The sequence below is a fragment of the Corynebacterium sp. genome, from assembly GCF_030535495.1.
Taxonomy (GTDB): domain Bacteria; phylum Actinomycetota; class Actinomycetes; order Mycobacteriales; family Mycobacteriaceae; genus Corynebacterium.
In genome coordinates this window covers 1-15,741 of sequence record NZ_JAUNRW010000012.1, presented here as the reverse complement: position 1 = coordinate 15,741, position 15,741 = coordinate 1, and the positions used below count along the sequence as shown (strand labels likewise).

The 15,741-nt window shown below is 67.6% G+C and carries 17 protein-coding genes; 5 read left to right on the top strand and 12 right to left on the bottom strand.

Translation table 11 applies throughout. The features are described from left to right. Nucleotides 1–7 precede the first annotated feature (7 nt). The 3 genes from Q4F73_RS03005 to Q4F73_RS02995 form a co-directional block, all read right to left on the bottom strand. Nucleotides 8–427, bottom strand: coding sequence for a VOC family protein (locus tag Q4F73_RS03005; protein WP_303357870.1), 420 nt, complete (start codon nt 425–427; stop codon nt 8–10). Nucleotides 428–488: 61 nt separating this feature from the next. Beyond that, on the bottom strand, nt 489–1,481 hold the full coding sequence (locus Q4F73_RS03000; protein ID WP_303357869.1) for a GNAT family N-acetyltransferase: 993 nt from the start codon (nt 1,479–1,481) through the stop codon (nt 489–491). Continuing rightward, entirely contained in the window at nt 1,482–2,066 is a 585-nt protein-coding gene (locus Q4F73_RS02995; protein WP_303357868.1) for a peptide deformylase, read from the bottom strand. Between Q4F73_RS02995 and Q4F73_RS02990 the strand changes: the two genes are divergently transcribed. From Q4F73_RS02990 to Q4F73_RS02975, 4 genes are read left to right on the top strand one after another with little or no spacing between them, the layout of a single operon-like run. After that, entirely contained in the window at nt 2,065–2,346 is a 282-nt protein-coding gene (locus Q4F73_RS02990) for a DUF3263 domain-containing protein (RefSeq protein WP_303357867.1), read from the top strand. The two genes, Q4F73_RS02995 and Q4F73_RS02990, sit on opposite strands and share 2 nt — an antisense overlap. Nucleotides 2,347–2,351: 5 nt before the next feature. After that, nucleotides 2,352–2,975: a LytR C-terminal domain-containing protein gene (locus Q4F73_RS02985; RefSeq protein WP_303357866.1), complete on the top strand. Its 624-nt coding sequence runs from the start codon at nt 2,352–2,354 to the stop codon at nt 2,973–2,975. After that, on the top strand, nt 2,975–4,114 hold the full coding sequence (locus tag Q4F73_RS02980; protein ID WP_303357865.1) for a glutamate--cysteine ligase: 1,140 nt from the start codon (nt 2,975–2,977) through the stop codon (nt 4,112–4,114). The genes Q4F73_RS02985 and Q4F73_RS02980 overlap by 1 nt, the downstream gene beginning before the upstream one ends. After that, on the top strand, nt 4,107–4,541 hold the full coding sequence (locus tag Q4F73_RS02975) for an alpha/beta fold hydrolase (RefSeq protein ID WP_303357864.1): 435 nt from the start codon (nt 4,107–4,109) through the stop codon (nt 4,539–4,541). The genes Q4F73_RS02980 and Q4F73_RS02975 overlap by 8 nt, the downstream gene beginning before the upstream one ends. On the opposite strand, the gene Q4F73_RS02970 is transcribed toward Q4F73_RS02975, so the two are convergent. The 9 genes from Q4F73_RS02970 to Q4F73_RS02930 all read right to left on the bottom strand — a co-directional run bounded on the left by Q4F73_RS02970 (nt 4,510) and on the right by Q4F73_RS02930 (nt 14,765). Then, nucleotides 4,510–5,775 carry a glycosyltransferase 87 family protein gene (locus Q4F73_RS02970; RefSeq protein WP_303357863.1) on the bottom strand — a complete coding sequence of 422 codons (1,266 nt, stop codon included), beginning with the start codon at nt 5,773–5,775 and terminating at the stop codon, nt 4,510–4,512. The genes Q4F73_RS02975 and Q4F73_RS02970 overlap by 32 nt on opposite strands. A 7-nt stretch (nt 5,776–5,782) precedes the next feature. Further along, on the bottom strand, nt 5,783–6,163 hold the full coding sequence (gene mnhG / locus Q4F73_RS02965; RefSeq protein ID WP_303357862.1) for a monovalent cation/H(+) antiporter subunit G: 381 nt from the start codon (nt 6,161–6,163) through the stop codon (nt 5,783–5,785). Continuing rightward, on the bottom strand, nt 6,164–6,439 hold the full coding sequence (locus Q4F73_RS02960) for a monovalent cation/H+ antiporter complex subunit F (RefSeq protein ID WP_303357861.1): 276 nt from the start codon (nt 6,437–6,439) through the stop codon (nt 6,164–6,166). It abuts the gene before it with no gap. Nucleotides 6,440–6,441: 2 nt separating this feature from the next. After that, nucleotides 6,442–6,951: a Na+/H+ antiporter subunit E gene (locus tag Q4F73_RS02955; RefSeq protein ID WP_303357860.1), complete on the bottom strand. Its 510-nt coding sequence runs from the start codon at nt 6,949–6,951 to the stop codon at nt 6,442–6,444. Further along, nucleotides 6,948–8,714, bottom strand: coding sequence for a Na+/H+ antiporter subunit D (locus tag Q4F73_RS02950; RefSeq protein ID WP_303357859.1), 1,767 nt, complete (start codon nt 8,712–8,714; stop codon nt 6,948–6,950). The genes Q4F73_RS02955 and Q4F73_RS02950 overlap by 4 nt, the downstream gene beginning before the upstream one ends. Next, entirely contained in the window at nt 8,707–9,201 is a 495-nt protein-coding gene (locus Q4F73_RS02945) for a Na(+)/H(+) antiporter subunit C (RefSeq protein ID WP_303357858.1), read from the bottom strand. The genes Q4F73_RS02950 and Q4F73_RS02945 overlap by 8 nt, the downstream gene beginning before the upstream one ends. Beyond that, a complete protein-coding gene (locus Q4F73_RS02940) occupies nt 9,202–12,138 on the bottom strand; it encodes a Na+/H+ antiporter subunit A (RefSeq protein WP_303357857.1) in 2,937 nt (978 codons plus the stop codon). 514 nt (nt 12,139–12,652) lie between these two features. Then, the gene (locus Q4F73_RS02935; protein ID WP_303357856.1) at nt 12,653–13,174 is read right to left on the bottom strand and encodes an acetyl-CoA acetyltransferase; all 522 of its coding nucleotides are present in this window, start codon (nt 13,172–13,174) and stop codon (nt 12,653–12,655) included. 244 nt (nt 13,175–13,418) lie between these two features. Beyond that, entirely contained in the window at nt 13,419–14,765 is a 1,347-nt protein-coding gene (locus tag Q4F73_RS02930) for a dipeptidase (protein WP_303357855.1), read from the bottom strand. Between the two features lie 194 nt (nt 14,766–14,959). On the opposite strand from Q4F73_RS02930, the gene groEL reads away from it, so the two are divergent. Then, on the top strand, nt 14,960–15,741 hold a 782-nt coding region (gene groEL, locus Q4F73_RS02925), incomplete at its 3' end, for a chaperonin GroEL (RefSeq protein ID WP_303357854.1).

Sequence of the window (15,741 nt, the reverse complement as noted above, 5' to 3'; positions counted from 1 at the left end):
CTGCCCGTTAGCCCTCCGTGGCGTTGAACATCCACAGCACCCCGAACTGGTCGCGGACCTGACCGAAGTAGTCACCCCACGGGGCCTGCTCGAAGGGCATCTCCACTTCGCCTCCACCGGCGAGGAAGGCGTCGATGATGCCCTGCGCCTCGGCCGGGGAGTCGAACTCGAGGAGGAGTGAGTAGACGTCACTGCGCAGGCCGGGGGCGTCGGGCTCCATGGCGTCGCCGGCAGCGATGCTCACGGTGTCGGAGCGGAGGGTGGCGTGGGCGACGGCCTCGGCCGGGGGCTCGAAGGGCAGGCCCTCCATCGGCATGTCGCCGTAGGTGAGGAGCTGGAGGTCTCCGCCGAAGATGGACTCGTAGTGACGCATCGCCTCGGCGGCGTTGCCGGGGAAGGAGATGTTGGCGCTGAACTGCATGGACATGTGGGGCTCCCTCGTGTGAGTGGTGTGCCTCACAGTGTAGTCCTCGACGGGCGTATCGGTGTCATGAATTTATCGAGGCATAGCGGTGCCGGTGGTGCTCGATGAATCCGAGCTTGGTGTACAGCGCCCGCCCGGCGGCATTGGAGGCGATGACCTGCAGGTAGGCGTCACTCGCCCCGCGGGAGGCGCCCCAGGCGAGCATCTCGGCGCCGAGTCGGGTGCCCAGGCCGCGGCGTCGATAAGCATCGGCGACCTCGACGGCGGAATACCCGAGCCACAACCTCCCGTCGTCGGAGGAGGTCAACGTCCCGCGGGTGATGGCGACCGTCTCCCCGGAGGCGGAGAGCAGGCGACCGAAACCCATGTCACCGTCGATGTTCTTCTGCAGCAGGCGCAGCGCATGCACCGGCAGGGGCTGGCCGCGGAAATGGTAGAGCGCGAGCCAGTCGTCGTCCGGCTGGGCGTCGATGCGGAAGGTGTACTCGGACTCCGGGAGGTCGAAGGGCTCGAGGGTGCGGGTCATCACGATGATCTCCGGACCCAGTTCCCAGCCCCCGGCCGCGATGAGCTTCTCCGCCGGGGCGCCGATGCGCTCGGGGATGAGAACCGTCACGGGCAGGTCGTGGCGCTCGTAGAACTCGGCGATCTCCTCCACCGGCACCGCGCCGAACCCGGCGGATCGGCCCAGCGGAGCGGCCGAGTTGGAGCGCTCCGTGATGCCGTCGCCGGCGCGCATGAGCCACTGGCCGTCGCGCGTCCAGGTGTGCTCGATGCCGGGGAAGGCCTTGGCGGTGGCCACCTCGACCGCGCGGATATCGGAGTTGCGGATCCGGCGCGGGGAGAGCTTTTTCACCACCGTGATCAGCTCATCCGGGATCTCCAGCGGCTCGGCCGTGGAGGCGAAACCGCCGACGGACTGCGGGCGCACCACCAGCGGGGACGTCCCGACGACGTGCCCGATGACGTCGGAGAGATGCCCGGGGGTGTCGGTCAGGCGGCGGCGCACGACGACCCGGTCGCCGACGTCCACCTCATCTGAGCGGAAGATGCCCATCTAGTGCCCGAAGGGGTCCTCGTCCTCACCCGGCATCCAGGTGAGGCCGGGCTCGGTCCACCCGTTGGCCTTGATGGCCTTCTTCGCCTGGCGCTTGTAGCGACCGGTGAGCACGTCGGTGTAGAGGAACCCGTCGAGGTGGCCGACCTCGTGCTGGAGGCAGCGGGCGAAGAAACCGGTGCCCTCGACCTCGATCTCGTTGCCCTCGGCGTCCAGCCCGGTGACCTTGGCCCAGTCGGCGCGACCGGTGGGCCAGCCCTCGCCGGGGACGGACAGACAGCCCTCGTCCTCGGTGCCGTCGTCGGCGGGCATGGTCTCGGGGATCTCGCCGGTCTCCAGGACGGGGTTGATCACGCACCCCTTGTGTCGGACGTCATCGTCGTCGGGGCAGTCGTAGACGAACAGGCGCAGGCCCACGCCGATCTGGTTGGCGGCGAGGCCGACGCCGTTGGCGACATCCATGGTCTCGTACATGTCGGCGATAAGTGTCTGGATCTCCTCGCCGCCGATGTCGGCCGGGTCGACGGGCGTGGTGGGGTTGTGCAGCACGGGGTCGCCGTGGATCACGATCGGGCGAATTGTCATGGCCTACAGTGTAGGCATGTCCGGCCTGAGCGAATCCGACGCCCGTCTCCTCGCCTTCGAGGAACGCGCCCCGCGCTCGGCCGGCGCCAAGGAGGAGCTCATCCGCGCCGAGCTGGGCATGAGCCCGGTCCGCTACTATCAGCGCCTCAATCTGCTTATCGACGTCCCCGCGGCCATGTCCGCCCACCCCGTCCTCCTCGGCCGCCTGCGGCGCATCCGGGACCGGCGGGCCGGGGAACGCGCCGCACGCGCTGCCGCGCCGGGCCGTGCTTTAGACTGACCTGTGTGACGCATGTGAATCCGGAGAATCAGTCAGAGTCCACCGCCACCGCCGCTACCGCCGCCGGCGCGGGCAGTTCCTCGGGTCTGCCGCTGCGCGGCCTGGCGATGGTGCTCATCGCCGTCGCGGTGCTGCTGGTGATGTGGGGCCTGTACGCCGCCACGCAGAACAACGATTCCGACGGCGGGCAGGCCTCGCCCGCCACCACCACCGAGGTCGTCGCCACGCAGCCGGAGCAGCCGGCGACCACGGTGGGGGAGGCGCCGGAGGAGACCGGCGAGGCCGGGGAGACTACCGCGCCCGAAACAACGGATGCTCCCGCGCCCCCGGCCGAGGAGCCGGCCCGACTCAACGTGATCAACAACTCCACCGTCCCGAACCTGGCGGCCGAGGTGGCCGACCAGCTCCGCGGCGACTACGAGGTCGGCGAGGTGGGCAACCTGGCCGAGCACATCCTCCCGGAGAACACCGTCTTCTTCCAGCCCGGCAACGCCGAGGCGGAGCAGCGCGCCCGCGAACTGGCGGAGCGGGTCGGCGGCGTGGCCCGCACGTATGAGGGCTTCCTGCCGGAGAACACCGACGGCCGCAACGATCTGACGTTGGTGCTGGTGAACCAGGTGGCCCTCTGATGACCGTCGAGCCGATCCCCTTCCGCCGCTCGCCGCGCCCGACACTGGGCGTGGAGTGGGAGGTGGCGCTGGTGGACCCGGCCACCCGGGACCTGGCGCCGAAGGCCGAGGAGGTCATCGACATCGTCCAGCGCGACAACCCGGAGGTGCACCTGGAGAAGGAGTTTCTCCAGAACACCGTCGAGCTGGTCACCGGCGTGCACGACACCGTCCCGCAGGCGGTGGCGGAACTCGCCCATGATCTCAACGTGGTGCGTGACGCCGCGGAGGAGCTGGGGTTGAAGGTGTGGGCCTCCGGTTCGCACCCGTTCTCGGACTGGCGGGAGAATCCCGTGAGCGCGAAGATGACCTACGCCGAGATCATCAACCGCACCCGCTACTGGGGCTCGCAGATGCTCATCTGGGGTATCCACGTCCACGTCGGCATCTCCCACGAGGACCGTGTGTGGCCGATCATCAACGCCCTGATGACCAAGTACCCGCACATGCTCGCGCTCACCGCCTCCTCCCCGGGGTGGGACGGCATCGACACCGGATACGCCTCCAACCGCACCATGCTCTACCAGCAGCTGCCCACCGCCGGTCTGCCGTACCAGTTCACCACCTGGGCGGAGTGGGAGTCCTACATGCACGACCAGGGCATTTCGGGCGTGATCAACCACACCGGTTCGATGCACTTCGACATCCGCCCCGCCCCGAAGTGGGGCACCGTGGAGGTCCGTGTCGCCGATTCCACCTCCAACCTGCGGGAACTGGCCGCCGTCGTGGCGCTCACCCACTGCCTCGTCGTCCACTATGACCGCATGCTCGACCGCGGGGAGGAACTGCCCATCCTGCAGCCCTGGCACGTCGCGGAGAACAAGTGGCGCGCCGCCCGCTACGGCATGGACGCACTGGTGATCACCAGCCGTGACACCGACGAGCGGTGGGTGACCCAGGAGTTGAGCGATCTGGTCGATGAGCTCGGCCCCCTCGCCGAGGAACTCGGGTGCGCCCATGAACTGAACCTCATTCCCGAGATCCTCGAGCGCGGTGCCGGCTACCAACGCCAGCGCCGCATCTACGAGAAGTCCGGCGGCTGGCGCGATGTCATCGACGCCACCTGCGCCGAGATGGAGGAGATGGTGCCCCGTGACTGATCTCGTCCTGGTCCCCACCGCCGGCCGCATGCCGGACACCTGGACCGAGGTTATCCGGGCGTTGCCCGCCGGGTGGAAACCCTGGCTGCCGAACCTCGCCGTCACCAGCCTCGAGCAGTACCTGGACAAGCAGGAGCTGCGCCGGGTGGTGCTCGTCGGGCACGGCACTGGGGCACTGGCCGCCCTGGAGGTCGCCCGCGCGCAGCCGCACCGCGTCAGCCACCTGGTGCTCGCGCAGCGCCCCGATGCCCGCGCCCTGAGGATACTGCCGGGCTTCCTGCTGCGTCGCCGGGGCGTCGATAAGCAGGCGTTGCTCGACCCCGTCGATGTCGCCATGCCGACATTGCTTATCGACGTCACCTACGAGCGCGATCCCTCCGCCTTCGTCGCGGAGATCACGTCGTTTCTGGCTGCACATCCCGCCTAGGGGGCCGGCGCGCCGGGCGCGGTGCGGCGGCCGGTCGGGACTTCAACTCGAGGGCGCCGGCGTAGAGGAGGTAGCCGAGGATCATGAGCACCCCGTAGCCGGTGAACGCCTGTCGCCACAGCGCGTTGTCGGTGAGGTACACCGGGCCCGGGTAGGCCATCTCCGGCCACAGGACACCGGAGACATACGGCAGGAGCAGCACGAACAGTGCCGCCAGGGTGACCAGGGCGCTGAGTTGGGCGATGAGGAAGCCGCGGGCGTCGGCAAGCGAATCGATGGCGGCGATGACCGCGACGGTCAGCGGGACGATCCACACCCAGTGGTGGTACCACGAGAACGGGGAGACCAGGCAGGCGCCGAGGCCCGTGAGCGCGAGGGCCACGGTGCGGTTGCCGCGGCGCAGCGCCAGCCAGGCGGCCGCGGCGGTCAGGGCGGTGACCAGCAGGGCCAGGGCGAGCCACAGCAGCCCGGACTCGATGCCGGCGTTGCGCACGAGCAGGGACTTGATGGACTGCGCGCCCGGATTCTCGTGGACACCCACGCGCTCGGAGTTGAACATCGAGTCGAGCCAGAACGTCCCGGCATCCGGGACCACGAAGAACCCGGCGATGACGGTGAGCAGGAACGTGCCCGCGGAGACCGCGGCCGCCTTGAAGCGGCGCTGGACGAGGAAGATGATGACGAAGAAAGCAGGGGTCAGCTTCAGCCCCGCCGCGATACCGATGCCCACGCCCGCGAAGCGGTTGTTCTTCGGCAGGACGTCCCAGGCGACGAGCAGCATGAGGATGAGGTTGATCTGGCCATAGAAGAAGGAGCCGCGGATCGGCTCCGTGGCCAGAAACGCCACGGCCAGCAGCACCGCGAAAAACGCCACCGGACGGCGACGCTCGGCGAAGCACATGAGGATGACCGCGATGAGGGCCAGCAGATTGGAGGTCTGCCAGACGATGGTGGCCAGTTCCGGGGTGAGGGTGGACAACCACCGGAAGACTCCCGCCGCGAAGGGCGGGTAGGTGAAGGGAAGTTCGCCGAGCAGCGGGGAGTCATACAGCAACCCGCCCTCGTTGAGCCGGTCGCCCGCCAGCAGGTAGACCTGCAGGTCCGTGGGCACCCGCAACCCCAGGTGCCACCCGCCGACGACGTGAGTCTCCTTCTGCGCCATCCACGCTCCCAGCCACAGCAGTGCCGCGATGAGAGTGGGAGCACCGAGCAGGGTGGCGGAGCGTGGAAACACAGGTGTCCTACCTTCGGCGAATGGAACGGTCTGCGGGGGCGTCATTACGCGACATATCGTCCCACACACCGTAGAGACCTTCCCTCCGGGACACGCGGCCCAGTCGCTGGGCAGTGACCGGGGAGGTCATCGCGGCGAAGATGACCAGGAGGATGAGGACGCCGAGATCGCCGCGCTCGGCGACCCCGAAGTCCGGATCACCCGTCACCTTGAGCAGTGCGCCGAGGATGGTGAGGATGAGTCCGGTGGTCTGCGGCTTGGTGATCGCATGGATGCGCGACATCGTGTCGGGGAAGCGCACCACGCCCACCGCCGCGGAGAACACCAGGAATGCACCGGTGATGATGAGGATGAGGGACGTGACGTCCGCGAACATGGTGTAGGTCATCTAGCTACCGTCCCTCTTGCGGAAGCGGGCGACGGACACCGAGGCGATGAAGCCCAGCAGCGCGATGACGAGCATCGCGTTGGCCACGGTGGTGTCCAGCGTCCAACAGATGTAGGTGGCCAGGGCGCACTGGAGCATCGCGACGAAGCCGTCGAGGCCCAGCATCCGGTCCATGGAGTTCGGGCCGATGACGATCCGCCACGTCATGATGACGAACGACACGGCGAAGAACGCGGCCGGGATGAACAGGAAGGTCGTGTAGAGCTCGGGGTTCACGTTCAGCTCCTCTCGAAGATGCGGATCATGCGGCGTTCCAGGGTGGCGATGGTCTCGATCTCCCGGGCCAGCGCGCGCTCGTTGTCGGCGTCGAGCAGGTGCACGGTCCACGTGCGGTTGGCGATGTCGATGTCACACACCGCACCACCCGGCTGCAGGTTGTAGAGCACCGTGGCGAACGACAGCACGAGCTCGTTCGACACCCGCATGGGCACCTTGACGATCGCGGACTTCGGCGGACCCGCCGGGCGCAGCGCCAGCCACGCCACCTTCACTGAGGCGACGGCCAGGTCCTTGAACCAGCCGAGCATGTGCACGATGAGCAGACCCCAGTTGACGCTCAGGCCCGTGATGGGCATGGCCGGCAAGGGCAGGCCGAAGACGATGAGCGAACCGACGAGCAGGCCCGAGATGAGGTTGGCCCAGGTGAACTCGCCCATGAGGAGACACCACATGAGGGTGATCCACACGATGAACCACGGGCGGAAGCGGCGGCGGATTCCGGCGATCACGGCTGGTCCTCCTCGGGGGTGGTCTCGGTCGGGGTCGGGGTGACAGTCTCGATGGCCGGCTGCGGCTCGGGCAGCATGTGGTCGCGGTTGCGCAGGGTGTCGGAACCGTCGTCGAGACGCCGCTGGTCGAGCGTGCGGCTGGGGTTGTCCTCTGTGGTGCCGAGGACGGCGGAGCGGTAGATGCTGACGTCCTGGGCGCTCTCGGCGGCCCGGCCGGTGACACCGGCGATGGGGCCGGCGAGCACCGTCACGGCCAGGGAGGCGGCGATGAGCGTGGCGGTCGAGGCGACCATGCCCACCGGCATGCGGCCGACGTCGTCACGCTCGACGAACTCGACCTCGTCGGTGATGTCGGCCAGGGGAGCCGGGCGGGCCATGGCGACGTTGCCCTCCGGGGCGTCGGAACGATCCCGCCAGAAGCCCTTGGACCACACGAGCACCATGACGTAGAGGGTGAGCAACGAGGTGACCACGGCGCCGCCGATGAGCAGCCAGGCCATGAAACCGCCGACATTGGCGCCGGCCTCGATGAGGATGATCTTGCCCAGGAACCCGGAGAACGGCGGGATGCCGCCCAGGTTGAGGGCCGGGATGATGTAGAGGATCGCGATGACCGGCGCCGTGTACGCCAGGGAACCGAGACGGCGCAGCGAGGACGTGCCCGCCTGGCGCTCGATGAGACCCACCACCAGGAACAGGGCGGTCTGCACGAGGATGTGGTGCACCGCGTAGAAGATGGCCCCGGACAGTCCCTGGGCGGAGCCGAGGGCGATACCGAAGATCATGTAGCCGATGTGGCTGACCAGCGTGAACGACAACAATCGTTTGATGTCGTTCTGCGCCATCGCGCCGAGGATACCGACGATCATCGTCGCCAGACCCACCCACATGAGCAGGGTGTCCAGGGAGCCGTCGGTGAACACCACCGAGCGCATGCGGATGATCGAGTACACGCCGACCTTCGTCAGAAGGCCCGCGAACACGGCGGTGACCAGGGACGGGGCGGTGGGGTAGGAGTCCGGCAGCCAGGCATCCAGCGGGAAGACCGCGGCCTTGATGCCGAAGGCGACCAGCAGCGTGCCGAAGATCGCGGCCCGCGTGCCGCTGGGAACCTCCTCCATGCGGATGCCGATCTGGGCGAGGTTCATCGTGCCCACCGCGGCGTAGACCATGGCCAGCGCGAAGAGGAAGATCATCGACGAGACCATCGACACCATGACGTAGGAGACACCGGCACGCACGCGGGAGGGCGAGGCGCCGAGGGTGAGCAGCACGTAGGAGGCGACGAGGAAGACCTCGAAACCGACGTAGAGGTTGAACAGGTCACCGGCCAGGAAGGACATGTTCACGCCCATGCTCAGCAGCATGTAGGTGGGCAGGAACACCGCGACGGGTTCGTCCTTGCCGCCGTCGCGCACACCCTGGCTGATGGCGTACCACATGACGCAGAACAGGACGACGGAGGAGACGGTGAGCATGACCGTCGACAAGCGGTCGGCGATGAGGCTGATGCCGATGGGGGCGTCCCAGCCACCGAGCTGCACCGTCTGGATGCCCTCCAGGTCGACGACCATGATCATGGAGGCGGTCAGGCCGATGAGCACCAGCAGGGTGCCCAGGGCGATGGTGCGCTGGATGTGCGGGTGCCGTCCCGCCAACAGCGCCAGTCCCGCGGCCACCGCCGGCAGGATCACCGGCATCGGGATGAGGAACGGCATGTAGGGCAGGAGCGCGCTCACGAAGGGGGTGATCGTCTCAGTCATCGACTTCTCCCTTCACCGGAGCCTCGAAGGATTTCGGGCCGAAGGCATCGCCCTCGGAGGTGACGCGACCGGTGTGCGGATCGTCGGAGGCGTCGTGGTCGGGGGCCGCGCTCGCCGTGGCGGGGCGCGCGGCGATAGCGGCATCCTCGAGGTCATCCTCGATGACGTCCGCAGTGCGGTACCGGTACTGGCGGTAGGCGAGCGTGAGGATGAAGGCCGTGAGCGCCATCGCGATGACGATCGCGGTGAGGATCATCGCCTGAGCGAGGGGATCCGCCACGTTCGTGTCCTCATGGACCCGCGAGGAGCGTCCCATGACCGGCGGTGCTCCCGCCGAGCCGCCGGCCTGCAGGATGAGCAGGTTGGCGCCGTTGCCGATGAGCATGAGGCCGAGCATCATCTTCGTCATCGCGCGGTCGAGTACCAGGTACACGCCCGCGGAGACGAGGGTGCCCGCCGCCAGCAGCAGGAAGAGGTTCGCCACCATCTACTTGTCTCCTTCCGTGGTGCTCAGTGCTTTACGACGTTCCGCCGCCCGCGCCATCGACCGTGCCCGGTCGCGGGCGCGCTGTTTGCGCATCTCCTCTTCCTGGTCGAGCTGGCCGCCCAGGGAGGAGAGGATGTGCATCATGAGGCCGACGACGATGAGGTAGACACCGGTGTCGAAGATCAGTGCCGACGGCAGGGACATGTTGCCGATCAGCGGCAGGTCCACCGAGTCGTACCAGGAGGTCAGCGGCGGGTGGCCGAGGAACATCGGCCAGATGGCCGCCGCGGCGGAGACGAACAGGCCGGTGCCGAGGATACGACCCGCGTCGACCGGCAGGGCCTCCTCCAGCTCCGCGCGCCCGCCGGCGACGTAGCGCAGGGTGAAGGCCAGCGCGGCGACGAGGCCGCCCGCGAAACCACCGCCCGGTGCATTGTGCCCGGCGAAGAAGAAGTACACCGACAGGGCCATCATCGACGGGAAGAGGATGCGCGTGGCCACGTCCACCATGAGCGATCGGTTCTGCGCGCGCTCGGTCTCCACCCCGGCGGCCAGCCAGCGGCGGCCGGTGACCGTCAGCGTCGGGCGACGCGAGGACCGGCTGAACGAGCGCGTGCGGTAGATGAGCGAGGCGACGCCGGTCGCCGCGATGACCAGCACGGACACCTCTCCGAACGTGTCCCAGGCGCGCATGTCGACGAGGATGACGTTGACGGCGTTGGCACCGTGTCCGATCTCCTGTGCCAGATCCGGCATGAACGTGGCGATGGGCACGTGGGAGCGGGCGTTGATGGCGAACATCGTCACCACCGTCACCGACAGGCCCACCGCGATGGACAGCCAGGCGCGGATGCGGTTGGCCTTCGCCCCCGGCGACCACTCCGTGCTGGTGGGCAGCTTGCGCAGCACCAGCATGAAGATGACCATGAGGACGGTTTCCACCAGCGTCTGGGTGAGCGCCAGGTCCGGGGCGCCCTGCAGCGCGAAGAGCACGGCCAGTGCGTAGCCGGTGACGCCGACGAGAATGACACCCGAGAGACGGTTGTCCATCCGCGTGGCGGTGATCGCCGCGACGATGATGATCGCCGAGGCCAGCGCCTGCCACGGGGAGTCCCATAGGACCATCCGCACGTCCGGCCGCTCGCCGAGCACCAGCACCACCATCGGCAGGATGATGAGCACGGCGAAGATGATCCCGAGGTTGACCACCAGGGAACCACGCTGGGTGGAGGCGGTCAGGCGCAGCGAGATGGTGCGCAGGTAGTGGAGCACCGAATCGTAGGCGGCGTCCGCGGAGCCCAGCGCGGGCTCCTCGAACTGGGCCTTGGCGATGAGGTTGCGCTGCCAGTGCAGGGCCAGACCACCGAAGATGATGACGATCGACAGCAGCAGCGGGATGGTGAACCCGTGCCACAGTGCGAGGTAGATGCTCTCCTCGCCCGGGCCCAGCGGCAGCACGTTGTCGAGGTGGGTGGTGATGGCATTCGACAGCGGCTTCGGGTAGACGCCGAAGGCGATGGTGCAGGCCGTGAGAATGAGCGGGGCGATCCACAGGCTCGGGCCGATGGAGTGCATCTTCGCCACCGCCTCCGAGGTGCCACCACCGGACTCGTGGTCCTCCGGCTTCGTGGCGAACGCCCCGTAGAGGAAGCGCAGCGAGTAGGCCATGGTGAGGGCGGAACCGAAGACAATGGCCACCAGCATGAGGTTGCGCGGCATGCCCACGAGCAGGTCCTCGTGCATGACCGCCTCCAGGACGGACTCCTTGGCGACGAAGCCGAAGAGCGGAGGCATTCCCGCCATCGACAGTGCCGAGACCGTCGCCAGGGCCGCCACGAAGGGCTGCTTCTTGCCCAGCCCGGACAGTTCCCGCAGATCACGGGTGCCGGCGGTGTGGTCGATTGCGCCGACGATCATGAACAGGGTCGCCTTGAACAGGGAGTGCGCGAATGTCAGCGCCAGACCGGCGAGCATCGCCTCACGTGAGCCGACGGCCACCACCGCGGTGATGAAGCCCAGCTGCGAGACCGTGCCGTACGCCAGGACCAGCTTGAGATCCTTCTGCCGCAGGGCCATCCAGCCGGACATGAGCATGGTGAACAGGCCCAGCGGGATGACCACCAGGTGCCAGGTGTTCACCACGTGGAAGTCAGGGGCCAGGCGGGCGACCAGGTAGATACCGGCTTTGACCATCGCTGCGGAGTGCAGGTAGGCCGAGACCGGGGTCGGAGCGGCCATGGCGCCGGGGAGCCAGAAGTGGCCCGGGGCGATGGCGGACTTGGTCAGGGCGCCGGCGAGGATGAGCACGATGGCGGCGGTGATGTGGGGGGTCTGCGCGATCTCGTCGAAAAGCGCGATCTCCGACAGGCGCCAGATACCGGTCTGCCGACCCAGCAGAATGATGCCCACCAGCATGGCCAGGCCACCGAGGGTGGTGACCATGAGGGCTTGCCCGGCGGAACGGCGCGAGGACGCGCGCTCGCCGTAATAGCCCACCAAGAGGAAGGAGAGCACCGAGGTGATCTCCCAGAAGATGTACATCAACAGGAAGTTGTCGGAGGTGACCAGACCGAACATGGCCATGGCGAACGCCACCATCTGCGAGCCGAAGATCGCCAGGCGACGCGGGTTGGAGTCGAAGTAGCCCCAGCAGTAGAACAGCACCAGGGCACCCACGCCCAGGATGATGAGGCTGAATAGGCCCGCGAGGGAATCGAGGCGGAACTCCAGGTTGAGATGCGCTGCAGGCATCCACTCCATGGAGAACAGCAGTGAGCCGCCGTCGTCGAACGTCCCCGAGATAAAGAGATTGAGCACCCAGAAGAAGCCCACGGCCGGCACGATGGCGAGCATTCCGAAGGCGGGGCGTCCCATGGCGCGGATGAGGACAGGTGCGACCAACGCGGCGATGGTCAGGGCAGCCAGAAGTAACAGCACGTCTGCGGTGTTCCCCTTCGCTTGGAGGCGGGCAGGACAAGGCGCAAACCGCGCGGTCTGAGGTTGTCGTCGCCCACGTGCGTGCTGCCCCCAGCGGCACTGAGAAACACCCATGAAAAAGGCGGCGTCGATAGGCGGCGCGGCCAACGATAAGCCAGTCTAACCGAAGGCTGTATATATGGCCCTGTTGCGCTGGTCACGGGGGCACCTTCGGACATTAATGGTTTCCGGGGGTTGGTAGCACCTCAGGGTTCCCACGTAAACTCCCGGCCACCGGAAAGGTGACCTGGGGAAACGGGGGGCGCCCGTGATCCTTACGTGGGAACCCAGGGCGAGCGCGGGGGCGTCGGACTGTTGGCACGTGAACCCCACCCGTCACAGCGGCCGACCTGGGGCTTCGCCGGGTGGGCGAAAAGTTCACGTGCGAACGGTAAGTAGTACCTCAGGGTTCCCACGTAAACTCCCCGCCACCGGAATGGTGACCTGGGGAAACGCGGAACGCCGCGGCGCCGCCCTAGCCGTAGATGCGCTGCGCGCCGGAGGCCAGGGCAGCGGCGATGGAGGCCTCATTGGTGGCGCCGAAGCCCAGGGCCCAGGCGGTGCGGTTCTCGTTGTTCTGGTGGGCGACCTTGACGAAGGTGACGGTGGCCTCGAAGAGCTCGGTCTGGTGGAAGGCCAGGATCTCGACGTGGCGGCCGGCGTCGGCCAGCAGGTGGGAGGCGGCGGAAACCGGGCCCATGGCGGTGATGTCATGGGTGGAGCTCATCGGCATAGCGGTCTTGGAGGTACGGATCATCTCGGCGGCGAAGTGCTGCTGGCCGCCGCGACCGTGGGTGGCCTCGAGGTGGGCGATGCGGATGTCGGCGGCCGGGGCGTAGGTGGCGATGAACAGGGGCCAGGACATTCCGGCGGCCTCCTCGCGCATACCGCGGGGCAGACGGTGATCGTCGCCGAAACGCGCGGTGAAGGGATCCTGCTGAGTGTCAGCGGAGGTGTGGGAGATGGTGGTGACGGGGGCAAAAGTAGCGTTGAACATGGTGGCGGTCCTTTAAAGATCTTCGGAAGGAAGGGAATTTTTAAGTGGACCGACTCTTCAGCGGCGGAAAAAGCTTAACGACTACTACCCCAGGGTGCGGGGAGTCAGTCCCTAGCCCGCACTGGGGTTCGTAGCCTCGGCTACTAGCTGAAGAGCGATGTTGGTGTACGTCACGCCTGTCACTCTATGACCTACGCCACCTTCTTCGCAACCGGTTCGGGAAATTTCTCTCCCGATCACCCCCTCACCGGCCCCAGGCCTGCAGGAACGCGGCCTCCGCGATCGCCACATTGATGATCTCGGTGGGGTCCACGGACTCGTCGGGGGAGTGGATGGTGCACTGCGGCTCCTCCACGCCGAAGAGTGCGATCTCGGCCTCCGGGAAGGTCTCCTGCAGCGCCAGGGTCAGCGGGATGGAGCCGCCGGAACCCAGCGCCACGGCATCCTTAGCCCCGTACGCATCCGCCAGGCACTGCCGCAGCACGGCCAGGGCCGGGCCCGAGGGGTCGGTGGAAAAGGGCTGGTTCTTCTCCTGCACGTCCACCTCGATGTGCGCGCCCCAGGGGGTGTGCGCCTTGAGGTGCGCGACCAGCGCCGACATGACCTCGTCGGCGTCAAGGCCAGCGGGCACGCGGACGTTGAGCTTGGCCTGCGCGGTGGCGGGCACGGCGTTGACGGCCTCGGCCACCGGGGTGGAGGTGAAGCCGGTGACGGTGATGGCCGGCCGCGCCCACACCATGTCGGCGGGTGCGTCGTCGGAAGTGCCCATGATGGACACCCCCTCGAGGATCCCGGCGTCGCGGCGGAAATCTTCGGGCGTGTACGGCTCGCCCTCCCACGTCCGGGTGCAGTCGACACCGTCGATGACCGTGCGGCCGTGCTCGTCGCGCAAAGAGTCCAGCACCCGCACCAGGGCGGCCACGGCATCGGGGGCCGCACCGCCGAACCCGCCGGAGTGCAGCGGGGTGCGCAGGGTGTCCACGGTGACCACGACCTGCCCGCCGCCGCGCAGGGAGGTGGTCAGGGTGGGCACACCGACGGCGGCGTTGCCGGAGTCGGCGATGAGGATGACGTCGGCGCGGAAGAGTTCCGGCTGCGTCTGCAGCAGGTGGTCCAGGCCCTCGCCGCCGCGCTCCTCGGAACCTTCGACCAGCACGATGAGACCGAGTTCGGTGCCGCCCAGGTCCGCGAGCGCGCGCAGCGCGGCCAGGTGCATGACCAGGTTGCCCTTGCAGTCCGCGGCGCCGCGGCCGTACCAGCGTCCGTCGCGCTCGGTCAGTTCGAAAGGCGGGGAGGTCCACAGCGAGTGGTCGCCGGAGGGTACGACGTCGTGGTGGGAGTAGAGCAGGACGGTGGGCATGCCGGGTGCTGCTTCCTTGCGCCCGATCACCGCCGTCGATCCGTCGACGGTGTCGTGGGTGGTGACGTTGAGGCCGGCGTCGATAAGCGCCTGGCGGGTCCATTCGGCGGCGCCGGCGGCATCGGCCTCGTGGCCGGGCTCGTTGTGGACGGAGTCGAAGGCGACGATCTCGGAGAGGTCGCGGAAGATGCGCTCGCGCTGTCCTTCAATATGGGTGCGAAGTTCGTTCATGTCGACCACGATACCGAGGCCTTGCACTCGACCGCCTCGACTGCTAGAAACGGATTAGCACTCAAATCGAATGAGTGCCAGAAATTGTCTTCAGCGGGTGAGGTTGGTTCACACTCACCGACCGTGCCGTCGCGGGCGCCCGTTGGAACGCAGACGTGAGTGTCGTCCTATATCTATAAGGAGCACAAACACACATGGCAAAGCTCATCGCCTTTGACGAGGAAGCACGTCGCGGCCTCGAGAACGGTCTCAACACCCTGGCGGACGCCGTCAAGGTCACCCTCGGCCCCAAGGGCCGCAACGTTGTTCTCGAGCGTGGCTGGGGCGCCCCCGTCATCACCAACGACGGTGTGTCCATCGCCCGTGAGATCGAGCTGGAGGATCCGTACGAGAAGATCGGTGCGGAGCTGGTGAAGGAGGTCGCCAAGAAGACCGACGACGTCGCCGGCGACGGCACCACCACCGCTACCGTCCTGGCCCAGGCACTGGTCCGCGAGGGTCTGCGCAACGTGGCCGCGGGTTCCAACCCGATGGGCATCAAGCGCGGCATCGAGCAGGCCACCGCCAAGGTGACCGAGGCCCTGCTGGCCTCCGCCAAGGAGGTCGAGACCGAGGAGGAGATCGCCGCCACCGCCGGTATCTCCGCCGCTGACCCGTCCATCGGCGCCCAGATCGCCAAGGCGATGTACGCCGTCGGCGGCGGCGAGGTGAACAAGGATTCCGTCATCACCGTGGAGGAGTCCAACACCTTCGGCGTCGAGCTCGAGGTCACCGAGGGCATGCGCTTCGACAAGGGCTACATCTCCGGCTACATGGCCACCGACCTGGAGCGCGGCGAGGCTGTGCTCGAGGATCCGTACATCCTGCTGGTCTCCGGCAAGATCTCCAACATCAAGGACCTCCTGCCGCTGCTGGAGAAGGTCATGCAGTCCGGCAAGCCGCTGCTCATCATCGCCGAGGACGTCGAGGGCGAGGC

Coding starts and splice junctions, on each gene's coding strand:
- Q4F73_RS03005 (WP_303357870.1), bottom strand. CDS start 427: ATGTCCATGCAGTTCAGCGCCAACATCTCCTTCCCCGGCAACGCCGCC.
- Q4F73_RS03000 (WP_303357869.1), bottom strand. CDS start 1,481: ATGGGCATCTTCCGCTCAGATGAGGTGGACGTCGGCGACCGGGTCGTC.
- Q4F73_RS02990 (WP_303357867.1), top strand. CDS start 2,065: ATGGCCTACAGTGTAGGCATGTCCGGCCTGAGCGAATCCGACGCCCGT.
- Q4F73_RS02995 (WP_303357868.1), bottom strand. CDS start 2,066: ATGACAATTCGCCCGATCGTGATCCACGGCGACCCCGTGCTGCACAAC.
- Q4F73_RS02980 (WP_303357865.1), top strand. CDS start 2,975: ATGACCGTCGAGCCGATCCCCTTCCGCCGCTCGCCGCGCCCGACACTG.
- mnhG (WP_303357862.1), bottom strand. CDS start 6,163: ATGACCTACACCATGTTCGCGGACGTCACGTCCCTCATCCTCATCATC.
- Q4F73_RS02950 (WP_303357859.1), bottom strand. CDS start 8,714: ATGACTGAGACGATCACCCCCTTCGTGAGCGCGCTCCTGCCCTACATG.
- Q4F73_RS02945 (WP_303357858.1), bottom strand. CDS start 9,201: ATGGTGGCGAACCTCTTCCTGCTGCTGGCGGCGGGCACCCTCGTCTCC.
- Q4F73_RS02935 (WP_303357856.1), bottom strand. CDS start 13,174: ATGTTCAACGCTACTTTTGCCCCCGTCACCACCATCTCCCACACCTCC.
- Q4F73_RS02930 (WP_303357855.1), bottom strand. CDS start 14,765: ATGAACGAACTTCGCACCCATATTGAAGGACAGCGCGAGCGCATCTTC.